This window comes from Paractinoplanes atraurantiacus (assembly GCF_900215205.1).
GTDB classification, from domain to species: domain Bacteria; phylum Actinomycetota; class Actinomycetes; order Mycobacteriales; family Micromonosporaceae; genus Actinoplanes; species Actinoplanes atraurantiacus.
This window is the reverse complement of record NZ_OBDY01000001.1, coordinates 212,298-237,593: the sequence shown is the minus strand read 5'-3', so window position 1 is coordinate 237,593 and position 25,296 is coordinate 212,298. Positions and strand designations below refer to the sequence as shown.

Annotated in this window: 18 protein-coding genes; 9 read left to right on the top strand and 9 right to left on the bottom strand. The window is 70.3% G+C overall.

Translation table 11 applies throughout. The features are described 5' to 3' along the window. Genes CRP55_RS01045 through CRP55_RS01030 form a run of 4 tightly spaced genes read left to right on the top strand, consistent with a single transcriptional unit; the run spans nucleotide 1 to nucleotide 4,256 of the window. Nucleotides 1–1,995 (top strand): hypothetical protein, encoded by a 1,995-nt coding sequence (locus CRP55_RS01045; RefSeq protein ID WP_097317553.1) that lies wholly within the window; start codon nucleotides 1–3, stop codon nucleotides 1,993–1,995. Between the two features lie 4 nt (nucleotides 1,996–1,999). Continuing rightward, on the top strand, nucleotides 2,000–2,548 hold the full coding sequence (locus CRP55_RS01040) for a hypothetical protein (protein WP_097317552.1): 549 nt from the start codon (nucleotides 2,000–2,002) through the stop codon (nucleotides 2,546–2,548). Beyond that, a complete protein-coding gene (locus CRP55_RS01035) occupies nucleotides 2,512–3,657 on the top strand; it encodes a M23 family metallopeptidase (protein ID WP_179854970.1) in 1,146 nt (381 codons plus the stop codon). The genes CRP55_RS01040 and CRP55_RS01035 overlap by 37 nt, the downstream gene beginning before the upstream one ends. Further along, nucleotides 3,657–4,256, top strand: coding sequence for a hypothetical protein (locus CRP55_RS01030; protein WP_097318657.1), 600 nt, complete (start codon nucleotides 3,657–3,659; stop codon nucleotides 4,254–4,256). The genes CRP55_RS01035 and CRP55_RS01030 overlap by 1 nt, the downstream gene beginning before the upstream one ends. Before the next feature lie 3 nt (nucleotides 4,257–4,259). Here the strand turns inward: CRP55_RS01030 and CRP55_RS01025 are convergent, their stop codons facing one another. Further along, entirely contained in the window at nucleotides 4,260–4,694 is a 435-nt protein-coding gene (locus CRP55_RS01025) for an Rv0361 family membrane protein (protein ID WP_097318656.1), read from the bottom strand. Nucleotides 4,695–4,972: 278 nt separating this feature from the next. Here CRP55_RS01025 and CRP55_RS01020 point away from each other — a divergent pair, with 278 nt between their 5' ends. Both CRP55_RS01020 and CRP55_RS01015 read left to right on the top strand, forming a co-directional pair. Beyond that, the gene (locus CRP55_RS01020; protein WP_245922722.1) at nucleotides 4,973–7,504 is read left to right on the top strand and encodes an FtsK/SpoIIIE domain-containing protein; all 2,532 of its coding nucleotides are present in this window, start codon (nucleotides 4,973–4,975) and stop codon (nucleotides 7,502–7,504) included. Beyond that, on the top strand, nucleotides 7,501–8,178 hold the full coding sequence (locus CRP55_RS01015) for a hypothetical protein (RefSeq protein ID WP_097317549.1): 678 nt from the start codon (nucleotides 7,501–7,503) through the stop codon (nucleotides 8,176–8,178). Before CRP55_RS01020 ends, CRP55_RS01015 begins: the two co-directional genes overlap by 4 nt. Here the strand turns inward: CRP55_RS01015 and CRP55_RS01010 are convergent. Next, nucleotides 8,171–8,626, bottom strand: a complete 456-nt coding sequence (locus CRP55_RS01010) for a MarR family winged helix-turn-helix transcriptional regulator (protein ID WP_097317548.1) — start codon at nucleotides 8,624–8,626, stop codon at nucleotides 8,171–8,173. The genes CRP55_RS01015 and CRP55_RS01010 overlap by 8 nt on opposite strands. 64 nt (nucleotides 8,627–8,690) lie before the next feature. Here CRP55_RS01010 and CRP55_RS01005 point away from each other — a divergent pair, with 64 nt between their 5' ends. Further along, nucleotides 8,691–9,179, top strand: coding sequence for a carboxymuconolactone decarboxylase family protein (locus CRP55_RS01005; RefSeq protein ID WP_097318655.1), 489 nt, complete (start codon nucleotides 8,691–8,693; stop codon nucleotides 9,177–9,179). Here CRP55_RS01005 and folE read toward each other — a convergent pair whose 3' ends face one another. From folE to dacB, 6 genes are all read right to left on the bottom strand, one after another. Continuing rightward, complete coding sequence (gene folE, locus CRP55_RS01000) at nucleotides 9,180–9,827, bottom strand: GTP cyclohydrolase I FolE (RefSeq protein ID WP_097318654.1); 648 nt, start codon at nucleotides 9,825–9,827, stop codon at nucleotides 9,180–9,182. After that, a complete protein-coding gene (ftsH, locus tag CRP55_RS00995; protein WP_097317547.1) occupies nucleotides 9,824–11,839 on the bottom strand; it encodes an ATP-dependent zinc metalloprotease FtsH in 2,016 nt (671 codons plus the stop codon). Before ftsH ends, folE begins: the two co-directional genes overlap by 4 nt. 293 nt (nucleotides 11,840–12,132) lie before the next feature. Further along, nucleotides 12,133–12,708, bottom strand: a complete 576-nt coding sequence (gene hpt / locus CRP55_RS00990; RefSeq protein ID WP_097317546.1) for a hypoxanthine phosphoribosyltransferase — start codon at nucleotides 12,706–12,708, stop codon at nucleotides 12,133–12,135. Nucleotides 12,709–12,846: 138 nt separating this feature from the next. After that, nucleotides 12,847–13,779, bottom strand: a complete 933-nt coding sequence (gene tilS / locus CRP55_RS00985; protein WP_179854969.1) for a tRNA lysidine(34) synthetase TilS — start codon at nucleotides 13,777–13,779, stop codon at nucleotides 12,847–12,849. After that, on the bottom strand, nucleotides 13,780–14,841 hold the full coding sequence (locus CRP55_RS00980) for a zinc-dependent metalloprotease (RefSeq protein WP_097317545.1): 1,062 nt from the start codon (nucleotides 14,839–14,841) through the stop codon (nucleotides 13,780–13,782). It lies immediately after the preceding gene. A gap of 99 nt (nucleotides 14,842–14,940) precedes the next feature. Continuing rightward, complete coding sequence (dacB, locus tag CRP55_RS54290) at nucleotides 14,941–16,167, bottom strand: D-alanyl-D-alanine carboxypeptidase/D-alanyl-D-alanine endopeptidase (protein ID WP_245922721.1); 1,227 nt, start codon at nucleotides 16,165–16,167, stop codon at nucleotides 14,941–14,943. A gap of 3,064 nt (nucleotides 16,168–19,231) precedes the next feature. On the opposite strand from dacB, the gene CRP55_RS00970 reads away from it, so the two are divergent. After that, on the top strand, nucleotides 19,232–19,735 hold the full coding sequence (locus CRP55_RS00970) for an inorganic diphosphatase (protein WP_097317543.1): 504 nt from the start codon (nucleotides 19,232–19,234) through the stop codon (nucleotides 19,733–19,735). Nucleotides 19,736–19,779: 44 nt separating this feature from the next. Here CRP55_RS00970 and eccD read toward each other — a convergent pair whose 3' ends face one another. Beyond that, nucleotides 19,780–21,204 (bottom strand): type VII secretion integral membrane protein EccD, encoded by a 1,425-nt coding sequence (eccD, locus tag CRP55_RS00965; RefSeq protein WP_097317542.1) that lies wholly within the window; start codon nucleotides 21,202–21,204, stop codon nucleotides 19,780–19,782. 108 nt (nucleotides 21,205–21,312) lie between these two features. Between eccD and eccCa the strand changes: the two genes are divergently transcribed. After that, nucleotides 21,313–25,266 carry a type VII secretion protein EccCa gene (gene eccCa, locus CRP55_RS00960; RefSeq protein ID WP_097317541.1) on the top strand — a complete coding sequence of 1,318 codons (3,954 nt, stop codon included), beginning with the start codon at nucleotides 21,313–21,315 and terminating at the stop codon, nucleotides 25,264–25,266. Nucleotides 25,267–25,296: the final 30 nt, after the last annotated feature.

Genomic DNA, 25,296 nt, shown 5'->3' with positions numbered 1-25,296 from the left:
ATGGTGCGGCGGGGATTGGCGCTGCTGCTGACGATGTTCGTGGTCGTCGTGGCGTCGATCGTATGGGCGGTCGCCCCGCCGGCGGCGTCGGCCGCTCCGGCTGGGGTGCCTATGAAGGCGCCGGGCGGCGCTTGCAGCGTCGAGGAGTGGCAACAGGACATCCCCGGCTGCGTGAAGCGGCTGAACGAGGTGGGGTCTGCTCGTGCACAGTGCCTGAACCCACCCACTCCCAGTACTCCGGATTCCGGCCTTGCCGGGTGGTTCGCTGAGCGTCCCGAGTCGTCGACCAAACCCGGCCCGCAGGGCATCTACAGCCAATACGGCTACGCCGGATATAGCTATACGACTTACGACCTCGATAGCGGGTGTGCCTCAACACTCGTCGACCCCGACTACAAGTTCGAGACCACTATCGCCAACGGCGAATTCATGATTGCAACAGCGGTCATCGGCGCGTCGAACGCCTTGCGTGAAAGGGCTTGGGATCCGGCATCGCTGTGGGGATGGGCCGACCCGCTGGTCGATCAGGCGACCAAGGCCGTCTACGAGAAGGTCTTCAGCGTCTTCGGCGTCGTCACGCTGGCCGTGGTCGGCATCTATCTGATCTGGCGCTCTCGCCAGGCCGAAATGGGAGCAGCTACCACCACAGCGGGATGGGCCATCCTTGTGATGGTCGCCGTGACCGCTATCGCCTCTTGGCCGGTCAAGTCTGCCAATATCGCCGATCAAAGCCTCATCACGACACTCAGCGTTGTGCATGACGCAGTGGGGCCGCGCGCGCAGGACACCCCTGCCGGAAAGTGTGACGACCCGACCCCCGGCGCGTGCGATGACAACCGGCCACCCGCGGTGCGCGCCAGCGACACAGTCACCGAGACGATGCTGTACCGCAACTGGCTTCGAGGCATTCTTGGCTCAGCAGACAGCGAAACGGCCCAGAAATACGGCCGCGCGCTCTATGACGCTCGCTCGCTGACCTGGGACGAGGCGCAGAAGATCCGTGACAACCCGCAGACCCGCGAGGGCACGCTCAACGGCAAACGGGCTCAGTGGGAGAAGGTCGCCGAGCAGATCAAGCAAGAGGACCCGGAAGCTTACGAATATCTGCAGGGCGTCAACGGGATGGACCGCATCGGCGCCGGATTCATCGCAGTACTGGCGGCGGTCCTGTTCGCGATGTTCGACCTCACCGCGTCGCTTCTGGTTCTCTTGGGCTTCCTTGTCTTCCGCTGGGCGGTGATCGCGGCTCCCATCCTGGGCACCATCGGTCTCCTGCGTCCGGCGAGCGCGGGTATCAAGCGACTCGGTAATGCCGTCGTGGCGGCGGTGTTCAACATCCTCATCTTCGGCACGGGTGCGGCGATCTATCTCTTCGCCGTCGACATGATCATGAGTACGGTCAGTCTTCCGGGCTGGCTTCAAGTGGTCCTGGTCTGGCTCTGCGGCGTGGCGGGATGGCTGCTTCTCCGTCCCTACCGCCGGATCACGCAACTCGGCGGCCGCGACGGCGCGCGCACGATCGCCACAGGTTCCTGGACCCGGAACTTCTTCCGCGACATGCGGGAGGCGGCGAAGACCGAGTCCGCCGACGGCGACAATCGTCAGGTCGTCGGCAAGGACGGCCGCAACGTGTACGTCGATCAGACGAACCTTCGGCCCGAAGCCCGGCTGGAAGATCCGGCGCACGGCGCCGCGAGCCGTGGTGACCTGGCTCCGGTCACCGCTGGATCCTCCGGGAGGCGCAACGGCGGTCCGACCCGGCCGGACGGTACCGAGTCGGTCCGTGACACTGCTGAGGCACCGGCGCCGGAGGCGAGCGCCACCGGCAAGAAGGACAAGACCACCGCATCGCGATCCCGGTCGACGTCCACCTGGACGGAGCCGGAGGAGGCCGAACGGCCGGCGTCCTTCGCGATCTACCGGCCGGAGACCGGCACCACCGCGCCGGAGCCGGCGCCGCCGGCTACCCCGCGGGTGCGCACCGAGGCGAAGTGATCACATGCCCCGCTCCCTGGAACTCGGTCTGAACCGGATCTTCCGGTCGCGTTGGGGCGTCGCCATCGTTCTCGCGGTCATCGTCCTGGCGATCGTCGGGCTGGGTCGCTTGTTCGCCGGCGACGGCGACGACTCGCAACCGCCGTTGGGCGCCGGTTCGCCCGCGCCGGCGGTCAGCATCGACCCGTCCGAGGACGACAGCATCATCGACACGGCACCACCGCCGAAACCATCCACCAGTCCCGGCCGAGCCCAGCCCGAGGCCGTGGCCTACGCCTTCGCCTCGGCCTGGGCCGACCACCAGAACATCACCCCGAAGGCCTGGCGCGACAAGCTGCTGCCGAACGCCACCAAGAAGCTGGCGAACGAGCTCGCGGGTGTGGATCCGGCCGGCGTGCCGGCCGACCGCGTCCTCGGCCGGCCGAGCCTCGTGCCGGTCGGCGCCACCGTCGTGAACGCGGTCGTCACGATGGACTCCGGCAAGCTCAGCCTCCGCCTGATCTCGCCGAACGGCCAATGGCTCGTCGACGCTGTCGACTGGGAATCGGCGTGAGCGTTCCGCGACGCCGAAAGATCGTCCTTCTCGTCGCCCTGGTGGCGACGCTTGTTTTGCTGTGCTGCGGCGGCAGCGTCACCGCCCTGCTGGTCGGTGGCCTCACCGACGAGGGCAACAAACTGAACATGGCGATGGGCTGCGGTAAGGGCGGGCCGGTCGACCCCGACTCGAAGCTCCCCCGGGTGCGGCCTTACGGCGCCACGCAGATGCGCAACGCGGCAGTCATCATCAACGTCGGCGCTGACCTGAAGATGCCGCCGCGGGCCTGGGTCATCGCGATCGCCACGGCCATGCAGGAGTCGCGGCTCTCCAACCTCGGCAACCTCGGCGCGCGAAACGACCACGACTCGCTGGGCCTCTTCCAGCAGCGACCGAGCACCGGCTGGGGAACACCGGCCCAGGTCATGGACCCGGTCTACGCGGCCACGAAGTTCTACCAGAAGCTCAAGACCGTTCCCGGCTGGGAGACGATGGCGCTGACCGAGGCCGCCCAGAAGGTGCAGATCAGCGCGTATCCCGACGCCTACGCCAAGCACGAGCCGCTCGCCACCCAGATCGTGAACCAGTTGGCCGACGGCGCGGCGAACGCGGTGGGCGGCTCGGTCGCCATGGTGTGCGCCTCCGCCGGCCAGATCGCCGCCTCCGGCTGGACCCTGCCGGTCAGCGCGGTCGTCGGGTCAGGCTTCCGCAGCGCGTCGCGCCCGAACCACCAGGGCGTGGACCTGATCATCGGCCGGTACACGCCGATCGAGGCCGCAGCGAGCGGCATCGTCTCGAAGGTCAAGTGCGACGAAGACCACAGTGGACGCCAGACGTGCAACTCCGACGGCTATCCGGGTAAGGGCGGCTGTGGCTGGATGGTCGAGATTCAGCACGCGGGGAACGTCATGACGCGGTACTGCCACATGGTGCAGCGGCCGTTCGTCAAGGAGGGACAGGAAGTGACGGCGGGAGAGATCATCGGCCGCGTCGGCACGAGCGGCAACTCCTCCGGTCCTCACCTGCATTTCGAGGTGCACCTCAACAACGACCGGTCCAGCGCGGGCGCCATCGATCCCGTAGCGTTCATGCGATCGCAGGGAGCACCGCTGGGAGGTGCGGGATGATCGGCGGACCGATGCCCGATCCCTTTGCCGTCCCCGACGGCTCGCTGGAAGCGCCGCGGCCGATAGTGCCCACCCCAGCGGCGATGAGCGGGTCGTTGCGGGGCAAGCGCGTCCTGGTCGGACTGCCCGGCCACGGCTGGCGGGGCGACCTCCGGTCGGACGAGAAGGTCGTGCAGGGCAGCCGCACCTATGTGCCGGTCATGCAGGAAGGCGAGTGGTACCGGGCCGAGTCGGAGCAGACCGAGGTGTTCGCCCCGTTGATCCCGGTCGAGCGGGTCTGGATCGAGGATTACGGCATCAGCGGTCTGACGCCGGTCGCTACGGATGTGACGTCGAAGCTGGTGTCTCTCGACGAGCCGTCCCGGCGGAGCCCGGTCAAGGCCCTCGACTCGGCACGCCTCACGGGCCTACGGGTCGTCCGGATGCTCGACTCCGGCAACGAACAACGCGACCTCCGAGCCGTCACCGAGATGCACACGAACAACGACGGAGACATCTGCGTGCGAGTCGCTCCCGAGCTGGAGTGGTATCGCTGGGCGTGGAGCGGCCGCACGCCACGGACTCTCGAGGTACCAGTGCATATGCTCTGGCTGGAGTGAGGATCAGCCGCTCTTAGTGGCGCTACAGACTCGCCATCCATCAGCGTCCACCAGGCCGAACGACCAGGCTTCCTTCCGCCGGCTCACCGCGTTCCCGTTGGAGAACCCAGCGATGGTGAGATCTGCCGTGACCGACTTATGCGTTGCATCGCCGTCAGTCACGACCAAACTGCTCCAACTCGCGGACACCTTCACATCGAAGTTCTGTTCCCGGCTCACCATCTCCGCCCGAAGGCTCGAGATGGCGGCCAAGTCGGCGTTCGCCGTGCAGGTGTAAAGCGCGGCCTCGTTGTCGTCCCGGTTGATCAAGTAGGCGCGGAGGAAATTGTCGACGACTGCGTCTGGGGCCGCCCGGTCGATTTTGGTTTCCTCGTCGTAGAGGAGGACGGCGACTCCTACGCCTCCCAGGCACAACAGGGCGAGGATGCCCGCGGCCACCGCCAACCACAACCGCCGGCGGGGGTTTCGTGGGTTTCGGGGCTTCTCGGGAGCCGCCGGGGCCGCTCCCCCGTCCGGCTGCTGGGGCAGCTCGGGCGGTGGCATTGCTCCGGTCGCGGGCTCCTGCGGCTGCACACATACGACAGTAGTGCCTCCTCACTCGTATCCGCCCTCTCGGCTACCGAGTGGCACAAGCCTCGCGACTCGGGCAGCGACCGTGCACCGGGAACGCGATGGCCGGTCCGCTCTGGGATAAGTTTTATCCGCACACACAGGAGGTGAGAGCGGTGTCTGATCCGGCTTCGCGGGCCCGTCAGGCTGCCGCTCTGCACCGGCAGGCGGCCGCCGTCGCCGATGCCGCCACCGCCGTGCTCGATGGTGACGGCGTGGCCATGCCCGATCCGCTCGAGCAGCACCGGCTTGTCGAGGAGCTGCGGATCGCCGCCGCCGCCCTCGCGCCGGGCTGGCTCGGCGCGCCCCTCGAGGCCCAGTCGCTCAACACCCCCCTCGGCGGGGTCTACCCGCCCCAGTTCGTGCGTCTCGGTGCCGCTCAGCCGCTCGACGACGCCCAGTTTCCCGCCCTGGTGCCTCTTCTCGGCACCGGCCATCTGACGATCGACGCCACCGCCACCGACGCTCGGGTCTTCGGGCTTCTCCGGTCTCTGCTCGTGCGTCTTCTCGCCGCCGCCCCCGCCGGGTCTCTTCTCGTGCGGGCCGTCGACGGTGTCGGGGGCGGCGAGGTTTTCGCGCCCTTCGCCGCTCTGCGTGACGCGGGTCTGATGTCGCCTCCGGCCACCGACCGGCAGGGTTTGCGTGATGTGCTCGCCGAGGCCGAGAAATGGCTGCGCCCGGGCCGTGGTGTGGCCCCCCGGCGCAGCCGGCGTGACCGGATGATGCTGGTCGTCGTGGCCAGCCTGCCCGAGCTGACCGAGGGTGAGGAGCTGCGCCGCATCGCGGCTCTCGCCCAGCAGGGCCCCGATTCCGGCCTTCATCTCATTGTCGCCGGGTGGCCGCCGCCTCCGCTCACCGCCGAGACCACGCAGGCGCCCTTACCCCGTACTACAATGGTCTCGGTCCGTAATCCTTATGCCGTCATCGGTGATCCGCCCGGCGCCACCTACGGGTCGATTCCCAGCGTGTCGTGGCTGAACGCCCCGGTCTTCCTCGACGAGGACCCGCCGGCCCATCTGGTCGAGGCCGTCTGCCGTGAGCTGGCCGCCCATTCGGCCGCCGCCTCGCGCGTGACCTTGTCCGATCTGTTGCCCGAGCCGGGTGATCAGCTGTGGGCGGGTGACGCCGCCGAGGGGTTGAGCACCGTGGTCGGCCACGACGGGGAGACCCCGCTGGTGCTGCGGTTCAACGACCTCACTCCGCACTGGATGGTCGGCGGCCGTTCCGGCGCCGGCAAGACCGCCTTCCTGGTCAACGTTCTTTACGGGCTCGGCGCCCGGTACAGCCCGGCCGAGCTTTCGCTCTACCTGCTCGACTTCAAGGAGGGCGTCACCTTCGCCGAGTTCGTGCCGACCCGGCGCGACCGCACCTGGCTGCCGCATGCCCGGGCCGTCGGTGTCGAGGCCGACCGGGAGTACGGCCTGGCCGTGCTCCGCGAGCTCGACGCCGAGATGACGCGGCGGTCGGCGGCCTTGGAGGAGGCCGGCGTGTCCCGTTTCGCCGAGCTGAGGCTGGGCCGCATCCTCTGTGTCATCGACGAGTTCCCGGTGCTTCTCGCCGGCGCCGATCCGGTGGCGACCGAGGCCGCCGCCCTTCTCGACTCGCTGACCCGCCGGGGCCGTTCCTGCGGCATCCACCTGATCCTGGCCAGCCAGAGCGTGCAGGTCCACGGCCCGCGCGACTTCTTCGGCCAGTTCCCGGTGCGCATCGCGTTGCCGGGCGGCGGCGACGTTCTGGAGCCGGCTAATGATTCCGCGGCGGGCCTGCCGCTGGGCACCGCCGTGGTCAACACGGCCGGTGGTCTGGGCGGCCCGAGGGGCGCGACCCGGGGTCACGAGCGGGTGGTCCGCTTCCCCGACCCGCACGCCGACGAGGAGCTGCTCAGCGACCTGCGGCACAAGCTGTGGGGCGCCCGCGACCCCGAGGCGCAGCCGCCTCGTGTCTTCGCCGGCTACGCGTCTCAGCATCTCGCCGACGACCCCACCTACCGGGCCGCCCTGGCCGGTCGCGCGCTGCGGCCCGCCGCCCTGGTCGGCCGGGCGCTCGACGTCAATCTGTCCACTGCCGCGTTCCCGTTCGACGCTTCGCCGGGGCGCCATCTGGCCGTCTTCGGCACGCAGGCGGCCGGTTCCGAGGTGCTCGACGCGGCCGCCCGCAGTGTGGCGGCCTGTCACCAACCCCGTACCACCAGGTTTGTCATCGCCTCGCTGGTCGCCGAGGGTGACCGGCTCGCCGAGGCCCTGGCCGCCGAGATCGGCCATCGGCAGGAGGTCGTGCGGGTGGACGCGGCCGGCTTGGCCGCCGAGCTCGACCCCAGCCGGCCCGGCTACCGCGTGGTCTTCGGCATGGACGCGACGCCGCACAACGGTCTGCCCGGCCTGCGGGGTCTGCTGCGCGACGGTCCCGGCCAGGGCGCGCATCTGTTGTCCTGGTGGCGTGATCCGCGCCGGCTGGCCGAGGAGGCCGACGAGATCGCCGGTCTGCTCTTCCTGAACGTTCCCGCGGCCGAGGTGGCGGCGATGGTGGGGCGCCCGCTGGAGTGGCAGCCGCGCCCCAACCGGGCTCTGCTGCACGACCGCCACGCCGACCGGACGGTGACGCTGGTGCCCTTCCTCGAACCGGACGGGGACGAGTCGTGACCGATCAGCAGACCAACGCGATTCCGGCCCAGTCGTCTCCGCCGGCGCCGGGCCCGTGGGCCGACTATCTGGCCGCCGCGCAACGTCTCGACGCGGTCCGGCGGGCGGCCAGCTCGGCTTCGGGCGAGCATCAGGCCGCGGCTTCGGCCGCGAGTCAAGAGCTTTCGGTGGTACGCACGCAGCTCGCTCACCAGCAGGCGCGTCTGGGCGGGGAGCTCGGCGTCCCCCTGACCGAGCTCCAGCCGACCCAGGCCGACCTCGACGTGGCCGCCCAGGCCGTGGCCGGCGGGCCGGCCGCTGCCCTGGCCGCCCTGCAGCAGGCCCGGCGGACGGCGGACACCGCCGAGGCGCTGCTGTCCGGCCCGGCGCCGAGCCGGCCGTGGCGCCCGTGGGCGCGCAACCTGCTGGTGTACGGGCCGTTCGCGGTGGTGGTGCTGATCGTGCAGATCGCGCTGTACCTGGTGGCTCCGCCGGGTTCGGTGTCGAACCTCGCGCTGCTGTGTGGCCTGAGCATGCCGCTGGTGGCGTTCGGGCTGGGCTGGGCGACGATCGGCTTCGTGTGGGGCGGCGGGTCGGAGAGCGTCGACCGCACCCCCATCGTCGGCGCGATCGCCTGCCTGACCCCGGTGCTGCTGACCTGCATGGGCGTCGGCCTGGCGTCGTTCTTCAACTGAACCAGCCCGGCACGTCGACCGGGAAGGTCGGGCCGGACACGACCGTACGCAGCGACGACTCGATCAGCTCGACGCGGTCCGCGCCCAGCTCGGTCACCCAGCGGGCGCGCAGATCGTCGAAGATCTCGGCTGACTGGGCCAGCGAGTCGATGCCGCGCGGGGTGAGCCGGAGGAGTTTGCGCCGGGCGTCGGCCGGGTCGTCGACCCGTTCCACGTAGCCGAGGGCTTCCAGCCGGTCGACGGTCTTGCCCGCGGCCTGTTTGGAGACTCCGAGGCGGCGCCCGACCTCGCTGGCCGAGGCGCCCCGCACCCCGATCGCCTGCATCGCGAAGCCGTAGGCGGGCCGCACGTCGGGGTGCCCGCGCCGGGCGAGCTCGGCGTGCAGGTCGTCGATGAGCGTGCGGAAGCCGGCGAACAGCAGCAGCGGCAGCTCGTAGCCTTCAGCCATTGGCAAACTCGACAACCTGGTTTACTGTTTCGACAACCACGTTGTCGATTCTACCGGAGTCATGATGTTCGCTCAGCACACCCTCGAATCCGCTCCGGCCGCGTCCCGGCCCTTGATGGAGTCCATTCCAGGCCCACTGCCGCCCGTGGTGGGGCGGCTCGCCGAGTCGCCCGAGATGCTCGGCGGATTCCTGCACGCCAGCCACCTCTTCGAGGCGAGCACGCTCGACCCGCTCGCGCGGGAGGTGGTGGTCATGACCATCGCGGCGCGCAACGACTGCGGGATCTGCCTCGCGATGCACACCGGCCGCCTGCGGAAGCTGGGCGCCGGATCGGAGCTCATCACCGCGTTGCGGGAGCAGCGCGCCCTGGCCGACCCGCGGCTGGAGGCGCTGCGGGCCTTCACGCTGGAGGTGCTGGCCACGGCCGGCGACACCCCGGTCGACGATTTCCTGGCCGCCGGCTACACGCGGCGCAACGCGCTCGAGGTGGTGCTGGGCATCGGGACGTACACGATGTCGACCCTGGCCAACCGGATGGTCGGCGCGCGTTGATCAGCGCGCGTTGATCAGGGCCATGGCCTCGGCCCGGATCTTGGCGTCGGTCTGGAAGGCCCCGCGGACGGCCGAGGTGACCGTGCGGGCGCCGACCTTGCGGATGCCGCGCATCTCCATGCACAGGTGCTCGCACTCGAGGACGACTATCGCGCCGCGGGCGTCGAGCTTGCTCATCAGGAGATCGGCTATCTGCGACGTGAGGCGCTCCTGCACCTGCGGGCGCCGGGCGTAGACCTCGACCAGGCGGGCCAGCTTGGAGAGGCCGGTGATCCGGCCGTGCGTGCCGGGAACGTAGCCGATGTGCGCCACGCCCTTGAAGGGGAGCAGGTGGTGCTCGCACATGCTCATCACTTCGATGTCGCGGACGAGAACCAGCTCTTCGTGGTCGGCCTCGAAGGTGGTCTTCAGAACCTGGGCCGGGTCGACGCGCAGGCCGGCGAAGAGCTCGGCGTAGGCGCGGGCGACCCGGGCCGGGGTGCGTTCCAGCCCGTCACGGTCCGGGTCCTCACCGATCGCGATGAGGATCTCCCGGACCGCCTTCTCGATCCGCCCGAGGTCGACGGACTGCTCGACCGGGGTACCGGTGAGCTTTCCGTCGACCAGGCGGGCGGCGAGATAGTCGAGGGCGTCGTCGTCGCTGATCAGTTGCTGCCTTCCGGGGCGCTGCCGTTCGGGTTGGAGCCGATGGCAGCCTGGCCGTCCGCCACGGCCTGAGCCTTGAGCTTCTCGCGCTCGGCCGGGGTGAGCACCGGGGGCGCCTCGGACGGCATGCGCTTGCCGAAGCCGTTGAACGGCGACATCGGCGGGCGCTTGACGACCCGGGCACAGATCCGGTCCATGTCCTCGCGGGTGATGGTCTCCTTCTCCATCAGCTCGAGGACCATGCTGTCGAGCACGTCGCGGTACTCGACCAGGATCTCCCACGCCTCGTCGTGCGCCAGCTCGATGAGCGCGCGCACCTCGGCGTCGATGTCGGCCGCGACCGAATCGGAGTAGTCCCGCTCGTGGCCCATGTTGCGGCCCATGAACGGCTCGTCGCCGCTCGTGCCGTACTTGACCGCGCCGAGCTTGGAGCTCATGCCGTACTGCGTGACCATGGCCCGGGCCAGACCGGACGCCTTCTCGATGTCGTTGCCGGCGCCGGTGGTGGGCTCGTGGAAGACGAGCTCCTCGGCGGCCCGGCCACCCAGCGCGTAGGCCAGGGTGTCGATCATCTCGGCACGGGTCTGCGTGTACTTGTCCTCGGTCGGCAGCACCAGCGTGTGGCCCAGCGAACGGCCGCGCGGAAGGATCGTCACCTTGTGCACCGGGGCGGAGTGCGGCAGCGCGTACGCCACCAGCGCGTGTCCACCCTCGTGGTAGGCGGTGATCTTCTTCTCGTTGTCGCTCATCGCCCGGGTGCGCCGCTCGGGGCCGGCGATGACCCGGTCGATCGACTCCTCGAGGAACTCGTTGGAGATCGCCCGCTTCTCGTTACGGGCGGTCAGCAGCGCGGCCTCGTTGATGACGTTGGCCAGGTCGGCGCCCGAGAAGCCGGGCGTGCGGCGGGCCACCGAGTCGAGGTCGACGTCGGGCGTGAACGGCTTGCCCTTGGCGTGCACGCGGAGGATCTGCTTGCGGCCCTCCATGTCCGGGTTGTCGACCGCGATCTGCCGGTCGAAACGGCCGGGGCGCAGCAGCGCCGGGTCGAGGATGTCGGGCCGGTTGGTGGCCGCGATCAGGATGACCCCGCCCTTGGTGTCGAAGCCGTCCATCTCGACGAGCAGCTGGTTGAGCGTCTGCTCGCGCTCGTCGTGACCGCCGCCCATGCCGGCGCCGCGGTGACGGCCGACGGCGTCGATCTCGTCGACGAAGACGATCGCCGGCGCGTTGGACTTGGCCTGCTCGAACAGGTCGCGGACACGGCTGGCGCCGACACCGACGAACATCTCGACGAAGTCGGAGCCGGAGATGGAGTAGAACGGCACACCGGCCTCGCCGGCGACCGCGCGGGCCAGCAGCGTCTTACCGGTTCCGGGCGGGCCGAACAGCAGCACACCCTTCGGGATCTTGGCGCCGAGAGCCTGGTACTTCGCCGGGTTCTGCAGGAAGTCCTTGATCTCGTGGAGCTCCTGGACCGCTTCCTCGGCGCCGGCGACGTCGGCGAACGTGGTCTTCGGCGTGTCCTTGGTGATCATCTTCGCCTTGGACTTGCCGAAGTTGAGCACCCGCGAGCCGCCACCCTGCATCTGCGACATGAACAGCAGCAGCAGGATCACCAGGATGGCGATCGGCAGCAGGTTGATCAGCAGGCTGAAGAGGATGTTGTCGCCCGAGACCGTGGCGTCGACGGTGCCGGTGATCCGGCCCGCCGTCTTGGCCTCGTTGACCTCGTTCCAGATGGTCTGCGTGACCTCGTACGGGTACTGGGTCTCGATCTTGTCAGTGGTCTTGCCGTCGAATCGCTCCGGCGAAGCGAGGTCGATCTGGAGCGTCTGCTCCTTGTCCTTCTGAACGACCTTCTTGATGCCGGGCTGATTGAGGCGCTCGAGCGCCACCGAGGTATCTACGCGCTGGTAGCTCGGACCACTGGTGAAGAACGAGCTCAGCGCAATCACGCCGATGATCACCAGAATGATCCAGACCACCGGGCGGCGGAAGAAACGCGTACGTTCCATACTGTTGTCGGGCGCCAAGCGCCCGGACCCTCCTGATCGGCGTCCTGGTCACCTCAACGGTGCCGCCCACCGGCGGCTGCCGGGAGCCTTACCCCGCCTGATGACGGTGAATCATCCCGGCCCTCCGGCGCTTGTGACACTGCGCCTTCGGTCACTCGACGGTACACCGTGGGTGCCGGTTGCGAACCCGTGAGCCCGCTGGCCCGACACCTCCCGGCCCTCGCCTGTTCAGCGAGGTTTCGGAGCAAAACCGCCCATAAAGACGGATTTCTGAGAAGACGCTGAGAAACGGTTCAGCTACGGGCGTAGACCTCGGGCCGCAGTACACCGACGTACGGCAACTCGCGGTAGCGCTCGGCGAAGTCCAGGCCGTAGCCGACCACGAACTCGTTCGGGATGTCGAAGCCCACGTACTTCACCGGGACCTGCACCTTGACCGCGTCCGGCTTGCGGAACAACGCGACCACCTCGACGCTCGCCGCCGAGCGCGACTGGAGGTATTTCATCAGCCACGACAGCGTCAGACCGGAGTCGACGATGTCCTCGACCACGACCACGTGCCGGCCGGTGATGTCCCGGTCGAGGTCCTTGAGGATGCGCACCACACCGGAGGTAGTGGTGCCCTGACCGTAGGAGGAGACCGCCATGAACTCCATCTCGGTGGAGGGCCCGTGGTGGCCGAGCGCCCGCGCGAAGTCGGCCATGAACATGACCGCGCCCTTGAGCACGCAGACGAGCAGGATGCCGCCCTCCGCGTCCGCGTGGTCCGCGGAGACCTGCTTCGCCAACTCGGCGATCTTTTCCCGGATCTGCTCCTCAGAGATGATCACGTGGTCGATGTCGGCGTCGTACCAGGAGCCATCAGCCATGGCACCAGCGTGCCGCATGAAGGTTGCCGCCCGCCGCACGGGGCGGCGATCAACTCGGACGGAACCGCTGGAAAACACCCAGTTCGGGTCGGTAGTACCGGCGAATCGGACATGGCGAGTGACGACTCTCACAGGAGGTCAGGGCACTCGAACGAGTGCTCCGTGGTCGCGAGCCACCTGAATGCCGCCGGGGAGGTGCACCGGCCCCTGACCCCGCCAGGCGACGACGAGCGCGTCGAGCGCCTCCACGTGCCGGTGCGAGAGCGCTCCGCCGGGCGCGCCGAGCCGCAGCGCCCAGGAGTGCAGCACCCGCTTGCGGATCGCCGGCATCAGCCCCGAGAGCGCCTCCACGACCATTTCGCCGGAAAAGTCCGCCGCGATCGCGTCCAGCGCCTCATTGTCCTGCCCGATTTGTCCAGCCGACCGGGCCAGACTGGCCACCACGGCCGGACCCAGAGCCTCGACCAGCGCGGGAAGCGCCGACCCCCGGACACGGGACCGGGCATACGCAGGATCCGAATTGTGTGGGTCCTCCCAGGGCACCAGCCCCAGGGCCGCACACGCCTTCCGCGTATCGGCCCGCGCCACATCCAGCAGCGGCCGCAGGAAGATCCCCTTCACGGCCGGCATCCCCGACAGCCCGCGCGGCCCGGCCCCCCGGGCCAGCGCCAGGAGAACAGTCTCGGCCTGGTCGTCGCGGGTGTGCCCGAGCAGCACCGCCACCGCACCATGCCGTCGCGCCGCCGCCGTCAGGGCCTCATACCGAGCCGTACGTGCCGCCGCCTCCGGCCCACCCGGTCGCCCCTCGACCGACACGGTGGCCACTTCCACCGGGACAAATCCGGATTTTTCAGCCCATAGAGCTACGTCGGTCGCCCGCTCGGCCGACCCCTGTTGCAACCCGTGATCGACGGTCACCAGCCCCACGGACGCGCCGACAAAACGAGCGGCGGCCGCCAAGGCCAGCGAATCCGCCCCACCCGAGCAGGCCACCAGGACCAGCCCGCCGGCCGGCAGGGCCCGCCGCACGGCGAGCCGCACCGCCGCCACCGAGGGCGCGATCCGCGCCACCTACCCCCCGATCGCCGGCTGCGAGCCGTGCACCCGGGTCACCCACGCGTCCGGGTCGCCCAGCTCGTCGAGCCGGGGCAGCGTGAGCGGCGAGTCGAAGATCTTGTTGAAGCCCTCCATGCCGACCCGCTCGACCACGCCGTGCACGAACTTGCGGCCCTCCGCGTACTGCCGCATCTTGACCTCGATGCCGAGCAGGCGGCGGATCGCCTTTTCCAACGGGTTGCCGCTCTCGCGGCGCCGGTTGAACTTGGCCCGGATCGACTCGACGCTCGGGATGACGTCGGGCCCGACACCGTCCATCACGAACTCGGCATGCCCCTCGAGCAGCGTCATCAGCGCGGTCAGCCGGTCGAGCACCGCTTTCTGCCCCGGTGTCTGCACGATGTCGAGCACCGACGAGCGCGACTCGGGGTCGCGCAGCGCGTCGGAGAGGGTGGCCACGCCGCGCCGCATGCGCTCGAGGATGTGCTCGGTGCTCTGCGAGGCGTCGACGAAGGCCTGCACCTCGCCCAGGAAGTAGCTGCGCATCCACGGCACGGCCGTGAACTGGGTGCGGTGGGTGACCTCGTGCAGGCAGACCCAGAGCCGGAAGTCGCGCGGGTCGGCGCCGAGCTTGCGCTCGACGTCGACGATGTTCGGCGCGTTCAGCAGCAGCTGGCCGGGGTTGCCGGAGAACACCTCGTACTGCCCCAGCACGCGACCGGACAGATAGGCCAGGATCGTGCCGGCCTGCACGCCGGTGACCCGCGAGCCGATCGCGTCGGCCAGCCCGCCCGGCTGTTTGTCGCCGGAGAGCCGGGTGACCAGCGGGATGATCACCTGTTTGAGGCCCTCGATGTTGGTCGCCGCCCAGTCCTTGCGGTCGACCACCCGTACCGGAGGAACCTCGACCTGCGAAGTCAGCCCCGTGTAGGCGGCCACGTGGCCGGCCGCCTCGTCGGTGAGCGCCCGTAGCTCGGAGACCACCGCCATCGCATCGTCGTAGGAGACCGCGGGCCCGGATTTCGACAGCGCGCCAGCGGTCGCGGCGGCCAGATCCCAATCAACGAACTGCGCCATGCACCCCACCGTACCCGCGGATTTCCAGCACAGACCTCAGGTGAAACCCCCCATCCGACCACCCCACCGCCGCCCTTGACCGGACTAAAGGCCTTCTGGCTAGCACCCACAAGTGACGAGACGTGCGGGCACCCGATCCAGCGCCGCCCGGGCCGTCACCGCGTTCCCCGACCCGCTGGCCATGATCGCGAAGACGAGCAGCCGCCCGTCCTGGGTGGTCACCACTCCGGCCATCGTGTTGACCCCGCTCAGCGTGCCCGTCTTGGCCCGTACGACTCCTTGGCCTATCTGATTGGTCTTCGGCGCCACGAAGCGCTTGGTCATGGTCCCCGACCAGCCCGCCACCGGCAGCCCTCCGAAGACGCTGCTCAACGCCGGCTGCTGACCGCTCGCCGCCAGTGACAACAGCGAGGTCAGCATGGTCGGGCTGATCCCGTTGTTCCGGGAGAGGCCGCTCGCGTCGTACAGATCGGCCTCCTCACCCGGAAGCCCCAGGTCGTCCATCTTCTTCACGATCGCGTCGGTGGCGCCGTCGAACGTCGCCGGCTGCCCCGCCGCGAGCGCCACCTGCCGGCCGAGCACGTCGGCCATGGTGTTGTCGCTCTGCTCCAGCATCCAGTCGGTGAGCTGCACCATCGGCGGCGACTGCACCACACCCAGCTGCTGCCCCGCCGCGGGCGCCTTGCCCCTCTTCACGGTCGACGCCGACACCCCGAGCTGCTTGGCGAACGCCTTGCCGGCCGCGATCGCCGGATCCGGATAGCGCGGATCCCCGCCGAACTCGTTGTGCACCGGCTTGATCCGCCCCGCGTTGGTCATCAGCGACTGGATCCGCGACACCTGCCCACCAGGAGAGATGTCGGAGGGATCCCATCCGGTAGCCGTCTCCGGCCCACTGAACAAAGACGTATCGATGGTCACCTTGGTCGGCTTGACCGCACCCAGCGCCTTCTTCACCTGAGCCGCCAGCTGATCGAGCCGGGCGGCCCCCGGGAACTGCCCCTTGGCCCCCACCGACAGCGACGGATCCCCACCACCGACCAGCACGACCTCACCCGGCGCACTCCCCGCCACGGCCCGGGTGCTCAACCGGAACGCCGGCCCCCGCGCCGACAGCACAGCCGCCGCCGTCAGCAGCTTCGTTGTAGAAGCCGGCGTGGTCATGGTGTCCGCGTTGCGCGCGTAGAGCACCTCATCCGAGGCCACATCCAGCACCCGCACGTGCACCTTGTTACCGAGCGCCGCCGACCCCACCAGCGGATCGAGCGCCTTCTTCACCCCCGCCGCGGTCAGCGCCGTACCCCCACCGTTGGCCGCCGCCAACACCGGCGTAGGCGCCGCTTCAGCCGTAGGCCCCGGCGTCGTGGGCGCCACCGTCGCTTCGGCCCCCAGCCATCCCTCGACCGGCCCAGGCCGAACAATCCCGACAAATCCCGCGGCTACGGCCAAAATTACAAAGACCGCCAAGACCCATTTTGTACGCGTCCTCCGACCACTACCGGGCTCTTCGAGGCGAGGTCCGTCGCTGGTCCCGGCCGTAGCGCCCGCTGCGGGCGGACGCGCGGGGTCACGCACAAAGGCCTTCGCACCGTCCCCACCCGCAGGCGGGTCGACCTCGCCAAGCTCCCCACCGGCAGCCACATGCGAGGCAAGGTCAACGGTCTCCCCACCCAAACGGGCGCCACCAGCATCGACGACCTGCGTGACGTCCGCCCCCTCCGACGCCGCCCCGCCGTAGACAGCACCTCCGGCCCCTTGCCCACCCTGCCCGCCGTAGACGGCACCCCCAGGCGCCTGCCCAGCAGCATCAGCGCCCGGCCGAGCCAGCCCACCTTGCCTCACCCCGTCGGCGGTCGACCGGGAGCCACCCGGCGCCTGCTCCCCTTGCCCGGCACCACCAGACGGGGTCGCGCCGTAAACGCCACCAGAAGTCTTTCCACCCTGGGCGACACTGTCCGAAGCCTGCCCGCCCCGAGCCACGCCACCCGGACGACCAGCCTCCAACGACCGGCCGGAACCCGCAGCCCCAGCCCCACCGCCCGAACCCGCCGGACCGAAACCGCCAGCACCGCCCGCTTGGACCGAACCTGCCGGCCCTGAGCCGCCCGGGCCGGCGCCGCCGGCTTGGCTCGCGCTGCCGTAGACGCCCGCTTCCGAAGGCCGCTGGGACGAGGCCTTTGCCGGTCCGCCGTAGACGCTGCCGGCCGGAGGCATTGCACCCTGACCAGCGCCGCCGGGTCCGTGATCACTTTCCGGCCGTACTGCGGCGCCGCGCTCGTCCGACGGCTGGCCCGAAGCGGCCCTTGATCCACCATTCGCAGGCGCAGGCCCGCCGTAGACAGCACCGGCGTTGGCGCCGGAGCCGCCTTCGGCCTGGCCTGCTCCGCCGCGCGCGGGTGAGGCGGCTTGCGGGCCGGATCCACCATCCGCACGAGCGGGACTGCCGTAGACCCCGCCGGCCGGCGAAGCACCGGAAGGCTGCGGCCCCTGACCGCCGCCCCCACGAGCGTCGTCCTGCGAGATCAGGTCGCCGAGAGCCTGAGCCGCACTACCAAAGACGCCGGCACCCGCCGACTGCCCGCCGCCTGCCGGGGCCGGCTCGCCGTAGAGATTCGACCGCGGACCGGATGGGATCTCCGGCCCGGCAGATGGCCGCTGATCGCCGGCCGATCCCGATCCGGCACTACCCGCCCGGTGCTCTGGGCCATCAGGCCGTCGCCCACCCTGCCCCTGCCCCGAACTGCCGTAGACGCCACCCGCAGGCCGCCCTGAAACGCCCGGGTCAGACGTCGGAGGCTGCCCCGAAGCTCCCTGGCCAGCGGAGGAAGGCTGCCCAAAAGCTCCTCGGGCAGAAGAGGAAGGCTGCCCAGCGACACCAGAGCCGGATGCAGAGGGCTGCCCAGCAACACCAAAGCTAGGTGCGGAGGGCTGTCCGGCAACACCACGGCCGGGCTCGGGAGACGGACCCACGACGCCGCGGTCGGGCGCTGAAGTCTTTTCAGCTGCGCCAGGACCGGTCCCCGGGGTCTGCTCGGCAGTGCCTTTTCCGGAACCGCCGCCATAGGTGACGCCGCGGGCGCTCTGGCCTTCGGCTGGTTGCGCCGGCCTTCCGTAGAAGCCGCCGGCCTGGGCTTCCGCCGGCATTTGTCCGCCGGTCTGCCCTTGCTCGCCCCGGCCTTGACCGTGGCCGGCATCGCCCGGCACGGGTGCACCCTGTGGGGGCGTGCTGGACGGACCACCCTGCTCGGGCGCACGGCCACCCGGCGATTCGGGCTGCCGGGCAGCGCTCTCTGGGCCGGAGCGACCAGCGGTGCCCGGCGGAGAAGATGCGTGCCCATACACATTTCCGGTTTGGGCCGGGGCCTGAGGTCCAGACGGCGTCGGCTTGCCCGGTGCCGTCGACCGAGCGTCTGGGGCTCGTTCGCCCTGCCCAGCCCGGTCGGCGTTCCCCGAACCGCCCGGCCGCTCGGACGGACCCTGGTCACCCGCGGTCGCCACCTGCTCGAACCAGCCACGATCCGCGTCAGCCGACGGCCTTCCCGGGCCGGCCCCACCCGGCTGCGGTCCAGCTAAAGAGCCGTCCGGCTGCCGACCCGCCAAGCCACCGGACCGCCCAGCCGCCGAGCCGCCAGGCTGACCGGGCTGAACCGGCTGACCGGGCTGAACCGGCTGACCAGGCATAGAGGCCACAGAACGGCCAGGCGCGGAGGACGACGAAGGGCCAGACGTGGCGCCCGCAGCAGGGCCAGGCGTGAAAGAGACCGAAGGACCAGGCGCGGAGCCCGCAGCAGGCGCAGACGAAGAAGAGGCCGAAGGGCCAGGCTCGGAGGACGACGAAGGACCAGGCGCGGAGCCCGCAGCAGGGCCAGGTGTGGAGGCCACCGAAGGGCCAAGGGCGGAGGACGGTGCGCCGATGGGTGGGGTGTCGGGCGTCTGGTCGGCGGCAGGAGCGGTGGGTGCGGGCTGGGGCTGGTCATGCGGGTGCACCTGTCGATCTTCCGACTCGGTGCTGGGTGCGTGGGGTTCTTGTCGTATATCCGGCGCGGGCTCCGCCCGTACTGGTGAATGGGTGTCGGAATTGGCGGTCTGGGGGGATAAATGGGGACTAAGTGAGACATTGGGACTGCCGTTATCGGCATTGTCCTTCGGAGTGGGCGAAGTGACGTTGCCGCCCTCCGTCGACGGGTTACCGTTTTTCTGGTCGTCATGCGACCCGGACACGCCGTCATGCCGGGGACCGTCGTGTGAGTCTTGCCTCCCCACGAGCCCCTCCTAGTACGCGGCGTCGGACTTAGGGGAGACTAGCGACATCCGGCACACCGTTGCGCGCGGATCCTGTCCGCCCGCCGGACCGGTCTTCTCTTCAGCGGGCGAACAAGGGAGCAGATAAATGGATTTCGACGTATTGGTTGAGATCCCCAAGGGCCAGCGCAACAAGTACGAGGTCGACCACAAGACGGGTCGCATCCGGCTGGACCGGACGCTCTTCACCGCGACGCAGTACCCGGCCGACTACGGCTTCATCGAGGGCACCCTGGGCCAGGACGGTGACCCCCTGGACGCGCTCGTGCTGGTGCAGGAGCCGACCTTCCCCGGCTGCCTGATCCGGGCCCGGGCGATCGGCATGTACCGCATGACCGACGAGAAGGGCCGCGACGACAAGGTCCTCTGCGTGCCGTTCGAGGACCCGCGTCAGGAGCACCTGCGCGACATCCACCACCTGGGCGAGTTCGACCGGATGGAGATCCAGCACTTCTTCACGGTCTACAAGGACCTGGAGCCCGGCAAGTCGGTCGAGGGCGCCACCTGGACCGGCCGTGTCGAGGCCGAGGAGGAGATCCTGGCCTCCTTCAAGCGGGCCGAGGCCGCCGAGGCCGAGGGCCACGAGCACTGAGAAGACCTGAGAGGAGCGGCCGCGTCGATCGACGCGGCCGCTTTTCACAGGCTGATGTTGCCGACCGCGTCGTACAGGCCCACCACCGCGCACGCCACGGGAATCACCGACACCACCACCAGGGTGTCCAGCAGATCCGCGGCGCGGCCCAGATAGGGCGAGGGCGGCTTGCGGGAGTACGTCGCCCCGGCCACCACCGTGATCAGGGCGAGCGCCAGCGCGGCCGCGGTCACCCCGAGCAGCATCGCCGGGCCGGCCCCGCGCAGCAGGTCGGCGCCGAGCGCACCCACGCCGGCCAGCCCGCCCACGACCAGCGGCACCCGCTGGCGCAGCGTCACGAACAGCCGAGAGCGCAGCAGTAGCGCCGCCGCCGACACCGCGATCAGGATTCGGGCCGAGAGCGTGCCGGCCACGGCCAGCACCCCGAACGCCGCCACCGCGAGCACCGCGTGCCCGAGCAGCATGCCCGCCAGCAGTTCCTCGGTGCGGGTCACGGCCGCGAAGACGGTCGCCCGGTCGGGGCGGTCCCGCGCCGTGTCGAGCGAGATCGCGCCGGTGAAGCCCTCGGACGCGTCGGTGCCGGTCGGCAGCGTGACCGGCGGCGTGGGCATCTTGCCGAAGCGGATCGCCAGCAGGGGCAGCGCGCCGATGCCGCAGACCAGCGCCGAGATCAGCACCGCGGCCGCGCCCGCGGCGTCGGTGACCATGGCGACCAGCGCGGTCAGCGCGCCGAACAGCCCGACCACCCCGCCCGCCGTGAACAGGCGCAGCGACGACGCCACACCCACACCGCCGAGCGCCGCGATCAGCAGCAGCGCCACCGAGCCGGCCAGCAGTTCGGAGCCGCCGAGCCAGGGCAGCAGCCCGAACACGCCGACCCGGTCGTCGGTGGCGACGAGGGCCGCGCCGCCCGCGAACGCGTACGGCATCGCATAGGCACCCAGTGCGGCGCCGGCGCGTGCGTCCCCGTACGCCCGGGAAGCAGTCACCCCGGCCAGCGCGAGGATCACCGCGAGCCCGAGCCCCACATAGGCCGCGCCCGGCCAGCCGGGACCGGCCGCCAGGACCGCGACCAGACCGACCGCCAGCAGCACCCCGGCCGCGACCAGCGTGGCGGTGCGGGTGGAGGCCGGCGTCCAGGAGCTGCCGCGGCGGCGGGCGCCCTCGGCGATCGCCTCGACCACGTCGTCGTATTCGAGCTCGGGCCACTCGTCGTGGGCCGGTACGAGATGGAGCACCTCGCCGTCGCGTACGCCCTGGGGGAAAAGACCTTGGGTGGTGGCCAGCGCGACCCCGTCGGTGCGCCGCAGCACCCACCCACCGTGTTTCTCGCCGTCGTCGGCGAGGCCCTCGCCGGCGTGGCGGAGCACCTCGGGCAGCAGTTCGGCGAGCGCCACGTGCTCGGGCAGCGCGACGTCGATGCGGCGCTGGGGAGCGCTGATGGTGACGCGAGCCAACCCGATACTCATGATCGTCGACTCCCGAAAAAGAGATGAATGCGCCAGCTAGCCGACTTTACCTACGATGGGCCACAACGGGGGCGTACACCAATGTGGACGAAAAGGACATAAAGCGGCATGAGTACGGTGGTGATCAAACGGTCGGCACGGCGTCCGGCGCCGGAGATACCGACCGGGGAGATCGCTGTCGAGCCGCCACCCGAGATCCCGCAACAGGCCGGCGGGCGCTGGCAGCAGGCCATGATGGCGCTGCCCATGCTCGGCGGCTCGGTCGCCATGGCGATGATGATGGGCCAGGGCCGCGGCGGCGCGTACTCCTATGTGATCGGTGGCCTGTTCGGCATCTCCTCGATCGCCATGCTGACCACCAGCTTCGGCGCCGGCGGCTCGCCCAAGAAGGCCGAGATGATGGCCGCCCGCCGCGAATACCTGCGCCACCTGGCCGGGCTGCGCCGGCGCGTCCGCGAGACCGCTGACATGCAGCGCAAAGGCCTGCTCTACCGCCATCCCGACCCCGGCCAGCTCTGGTCGACGGCCAACAGCCACCGGGTCTGGGAGCGGCGCACCAGCGATCCCGACTTCGGAGTCGTACGGCTCGCGGTCGGCCCCCAGACGCTGGCCACGCCCCTGATCCCGCCGGTCACCCGGCCGCTCGACGAGCTCGAGCCGATGACCGCGGGCGCGCTGCGGCGCTTCCTCGACGCGTACTCGGTGGTCCCCGATCTGCCGGTGGCGGCCTCCCTGCGCGGCTTCGCCCGGGTCTTCCTGCGCGGCGACAAGACGGTGCACGACCTGACCCGGGCCGTGATCTGCCAGCTCGCCACCTTCCACGCGCCCGACGACCTGATCGTCGCCGTCTGCGCCGGCCCCGAGCGCCGGGCCGAGTGGGAGTGGATCAAATGGCTCCCGCACAACCTGCACCCGTCGCGCACCGACGCGCTGGGCCACGTGCGGCTGGTCGCCAGCTCCGGGCCCGACCTGGAAAAGCTGCTCGAGGACGTGATCGGCAACCGGCCACGGTTCAACCCGATGGGCTCGAGCATCAGCAGCCCGCACGTGGTGATCGTCCTCGACGGCGCCGACCTGCGCGGCGCGACCCAGCTCGACGACGGCATCGACGGGGTGACCGTGCTCGACCTCGACGAGCAGCCGCCGCGCCTGCTCGACCGGTCGCTGCTGGTGCTCGAGGTCGCCCGCGCCGGCGGCCGGCGGCTGCTCAACACCTATTCGATGGAGCACGAGGCCGAGGTCGGCACGCCCGACCGGCTCAGCGTCGAGCAGGCCGAGGCGGTCGCCCGCCGGTTGTCACCGCTGCGGCTGGCCGCGATGTCGAAGTCGTCGGACACCCCGCTCGCGACCGAGATGGGCCTGGCCGACCTGCTCGGCATCGGCGATCCCGAGACGTTCAGCGTGGCCCGGGCCTGGATGCCGCGGCCCAACCGCGACAAGCTGCGGGTGCCGATCGGCGTGGGCGCGGACGGCAGCCCGATCGAGCTCGACCTCAAGGAGTCGGCTCAGGACGGCATGGGCCCGCACGGCCTGCTCATCGGCGCCACCGGATCCGGCAAGAGCGAATTGCTGCGTACGCTCGTGCTGGCCCTCGCCACCACACACTCCTCCGAGACGCTGAACTTCGTCCTGATCGACTTCAAGGGCGGCGCCACCTTCGCCTCACTCGACCGGCTGCCGCACACCGCCGCCGTGATCACCAACCTGGCCGACGAGCTGCCGCTGGTCGACCGCATGGTGGACGCGATCGACGGCGAGATGGTCCGGCGGCAGGAGGTGCTGCGCAAGGCCGGCAACTACGCCAGCCTGCGCGACTACGAGAAAGCCCGCGCCGGCGGGGCCGCGCTCCCGCCGCTGCCGTCGCTGCTGGTCATCTGCGACGAGTTCTCCGAGCTGCTCTCGGCCAAGCCCGACTTCATCGACCTGTTCGTCCAGATCGGACGGCTGGGCCGCTCGCTCGGCGTCCATCTGCTGCTGGCCAGCCAGCGGCTCGAGGAGGGACGGCTGCGCGGGCTCGACACCCATCTGTCCTATCGGGTGGGTCTGCGGACCTTCTCGGCGCTGGAGTCACGCGCGGTCCTCGGCGTCCCCGACGCGTACGAGCTGCCGCGTTCGCCCGGGCACGGCTATCTGAAGTTCGGCACGGAGCCTTTGCTGCGCTTCAAGGCGGCGTACGTCTCGGGGCCGTTGCGCAAAGCGGGCGCCCGCACCGCGCCGGGTGGCGCCGGTGCCGACCCGCAGGTGCTGGCGTACACGACCCGCTACATTCCGGCGCCGAAGCCGGTGAAGCCGGTCGAGCCGCAACCCGAGCTGACCCCGGCCGGCGAGAGCGTGCTCGACGTGATGGTCGACCGGCTCGGCGGCCAGGGCCCCCCGGCCCACCAGGTCTGGCTGCCGCCGCTCACCCAGTCGGTAGCGCTCGACGAGCTACTCGGCCCGGTCGTCGCCGACCCGGTCCGCGGCCTCGCGTTCGCCAACCCCGAGCTGCACGGCGCCCTGCAGGTGCCGATCGCGCTGGTCGACCGCCCGCGCGAGCAGGTGCGCGAGGTGATGTGGCTCCAGCTGTCGGGCGCGGCCGGTCACGTGGCCGTGGTCGGCTCGACGCTGAGCGGCAAGTCGACCGCGCTGCGCTCGATGATCTGCGGGCTGGCCCTGACACACACCCCGGCCGAGGTGCAGGTCTACTGCCTCGACTTCGGCGGCGGCTCGCTGGGCACGCTGCGCGATCTCCCGCACGTCGGCGGCGTGGCGGGCCGTCTCGACACGGTGGGCGTCCGGCGTACGGTCGGTGAGGTGTCCACTCTGCTCGCCGAGCGGGAGGCGCGCTTCGCGAGCCTGGGCATCGACTCGATGGCGTCGTACCGCCGCCGGCGGGCCAACCCGGCCAACCCGAGCGCCGACGACGACCCCTTCGGCGACGTCTTCCTGGTCGTCGACGGCTGGTCCACCGTACGCAAGGAGTTCGAAGAGCTCGATCCGGTCATCACCGACATCGCCACCCGCGGTCTCTCCTACGGCATCCACGTGGTCGCGGCGAGCTCGCGGTGGATGGACTTCCGGCCCGGCATCCGCGACCTGTTCGGCTCCCGGGTCGAGCTGCGGCTCGGCGACCCCAGCGACTCGTCGATCAACCGGCGGGCCGCGATGACCGTGCCCGAAAAGCCCGGCCGCGGCATCAAGGAGCACCCGACCGACAAGAACAAGGCGCTGCACCTTCTTACTGTGCGGCCTCAGCTGTCGACGATGGCCGACACGAGCGACCTGGTGAAGGAGATCGCCACCAACTGGCACGGGCCGAGCGCGCCGAAGGTGCGCCTGCTGCCGGCCCTCGTGCCGTACGCCGATCTCGGCGCCGAGAACGGCACCGGCCTGCGCATGCCGATCGGCCTGGCCGAGACCGACCTGCGGCCCGTCGAGATCGACTTCGCCTCCGACCCGCACTTCCTGCTCTTCGGCGACGCCGAGTGCGGCAAGTCGACCTTCCTGCGCACCCTGGCCACCACGATCACCCAGCGGCTCGCGCCTGAACAGGCCCGGATCATCCTGGTCGACTACCGGCGCAGCCTGATGGACCTGCCTGAGTCGGAACACCGCATCGGGTACGGCATCCAGGCGCCCAAGACCCTGGAGCTGATGCAGTCGGTGGCCGGATACATGGAACGCCGGCTGCCCGGTCCGGACGTGACCGCCCAGCAGCTGCGCGAGCGTTCCTGGTGGACCGGGCCCGAGCTGTTCGTGCTGGTCGACGACTACGACCTGGTGGTGGCCGGCCCGACCAACCCGCTCACGCCACTGCTCGAATATCTGCCGCAGGCCCGCGACATCGGCCTGCACCTGATCCTCACCCGGCGGGCCGGCGGCGCCAGCCGCTCGCTCTACGAGCCGGTGATCCAGCGGCTGCGCGAGCTGTCGGCGCCCGGCCTGGTGATGTCCGGCCCGTCCGATGAGGGCCCGCTGATCGGCCCGATCCGGCCGGCGCTGATGCCACCGGGGCGTGGGCGTTTGCTCACGCGGCGTGAGGGAGTGCGCCTGATCCAGCTGGCGCACCTGCCTCCGTACTGAGCCGACCCGGGAATTAACAGACTGACGGTG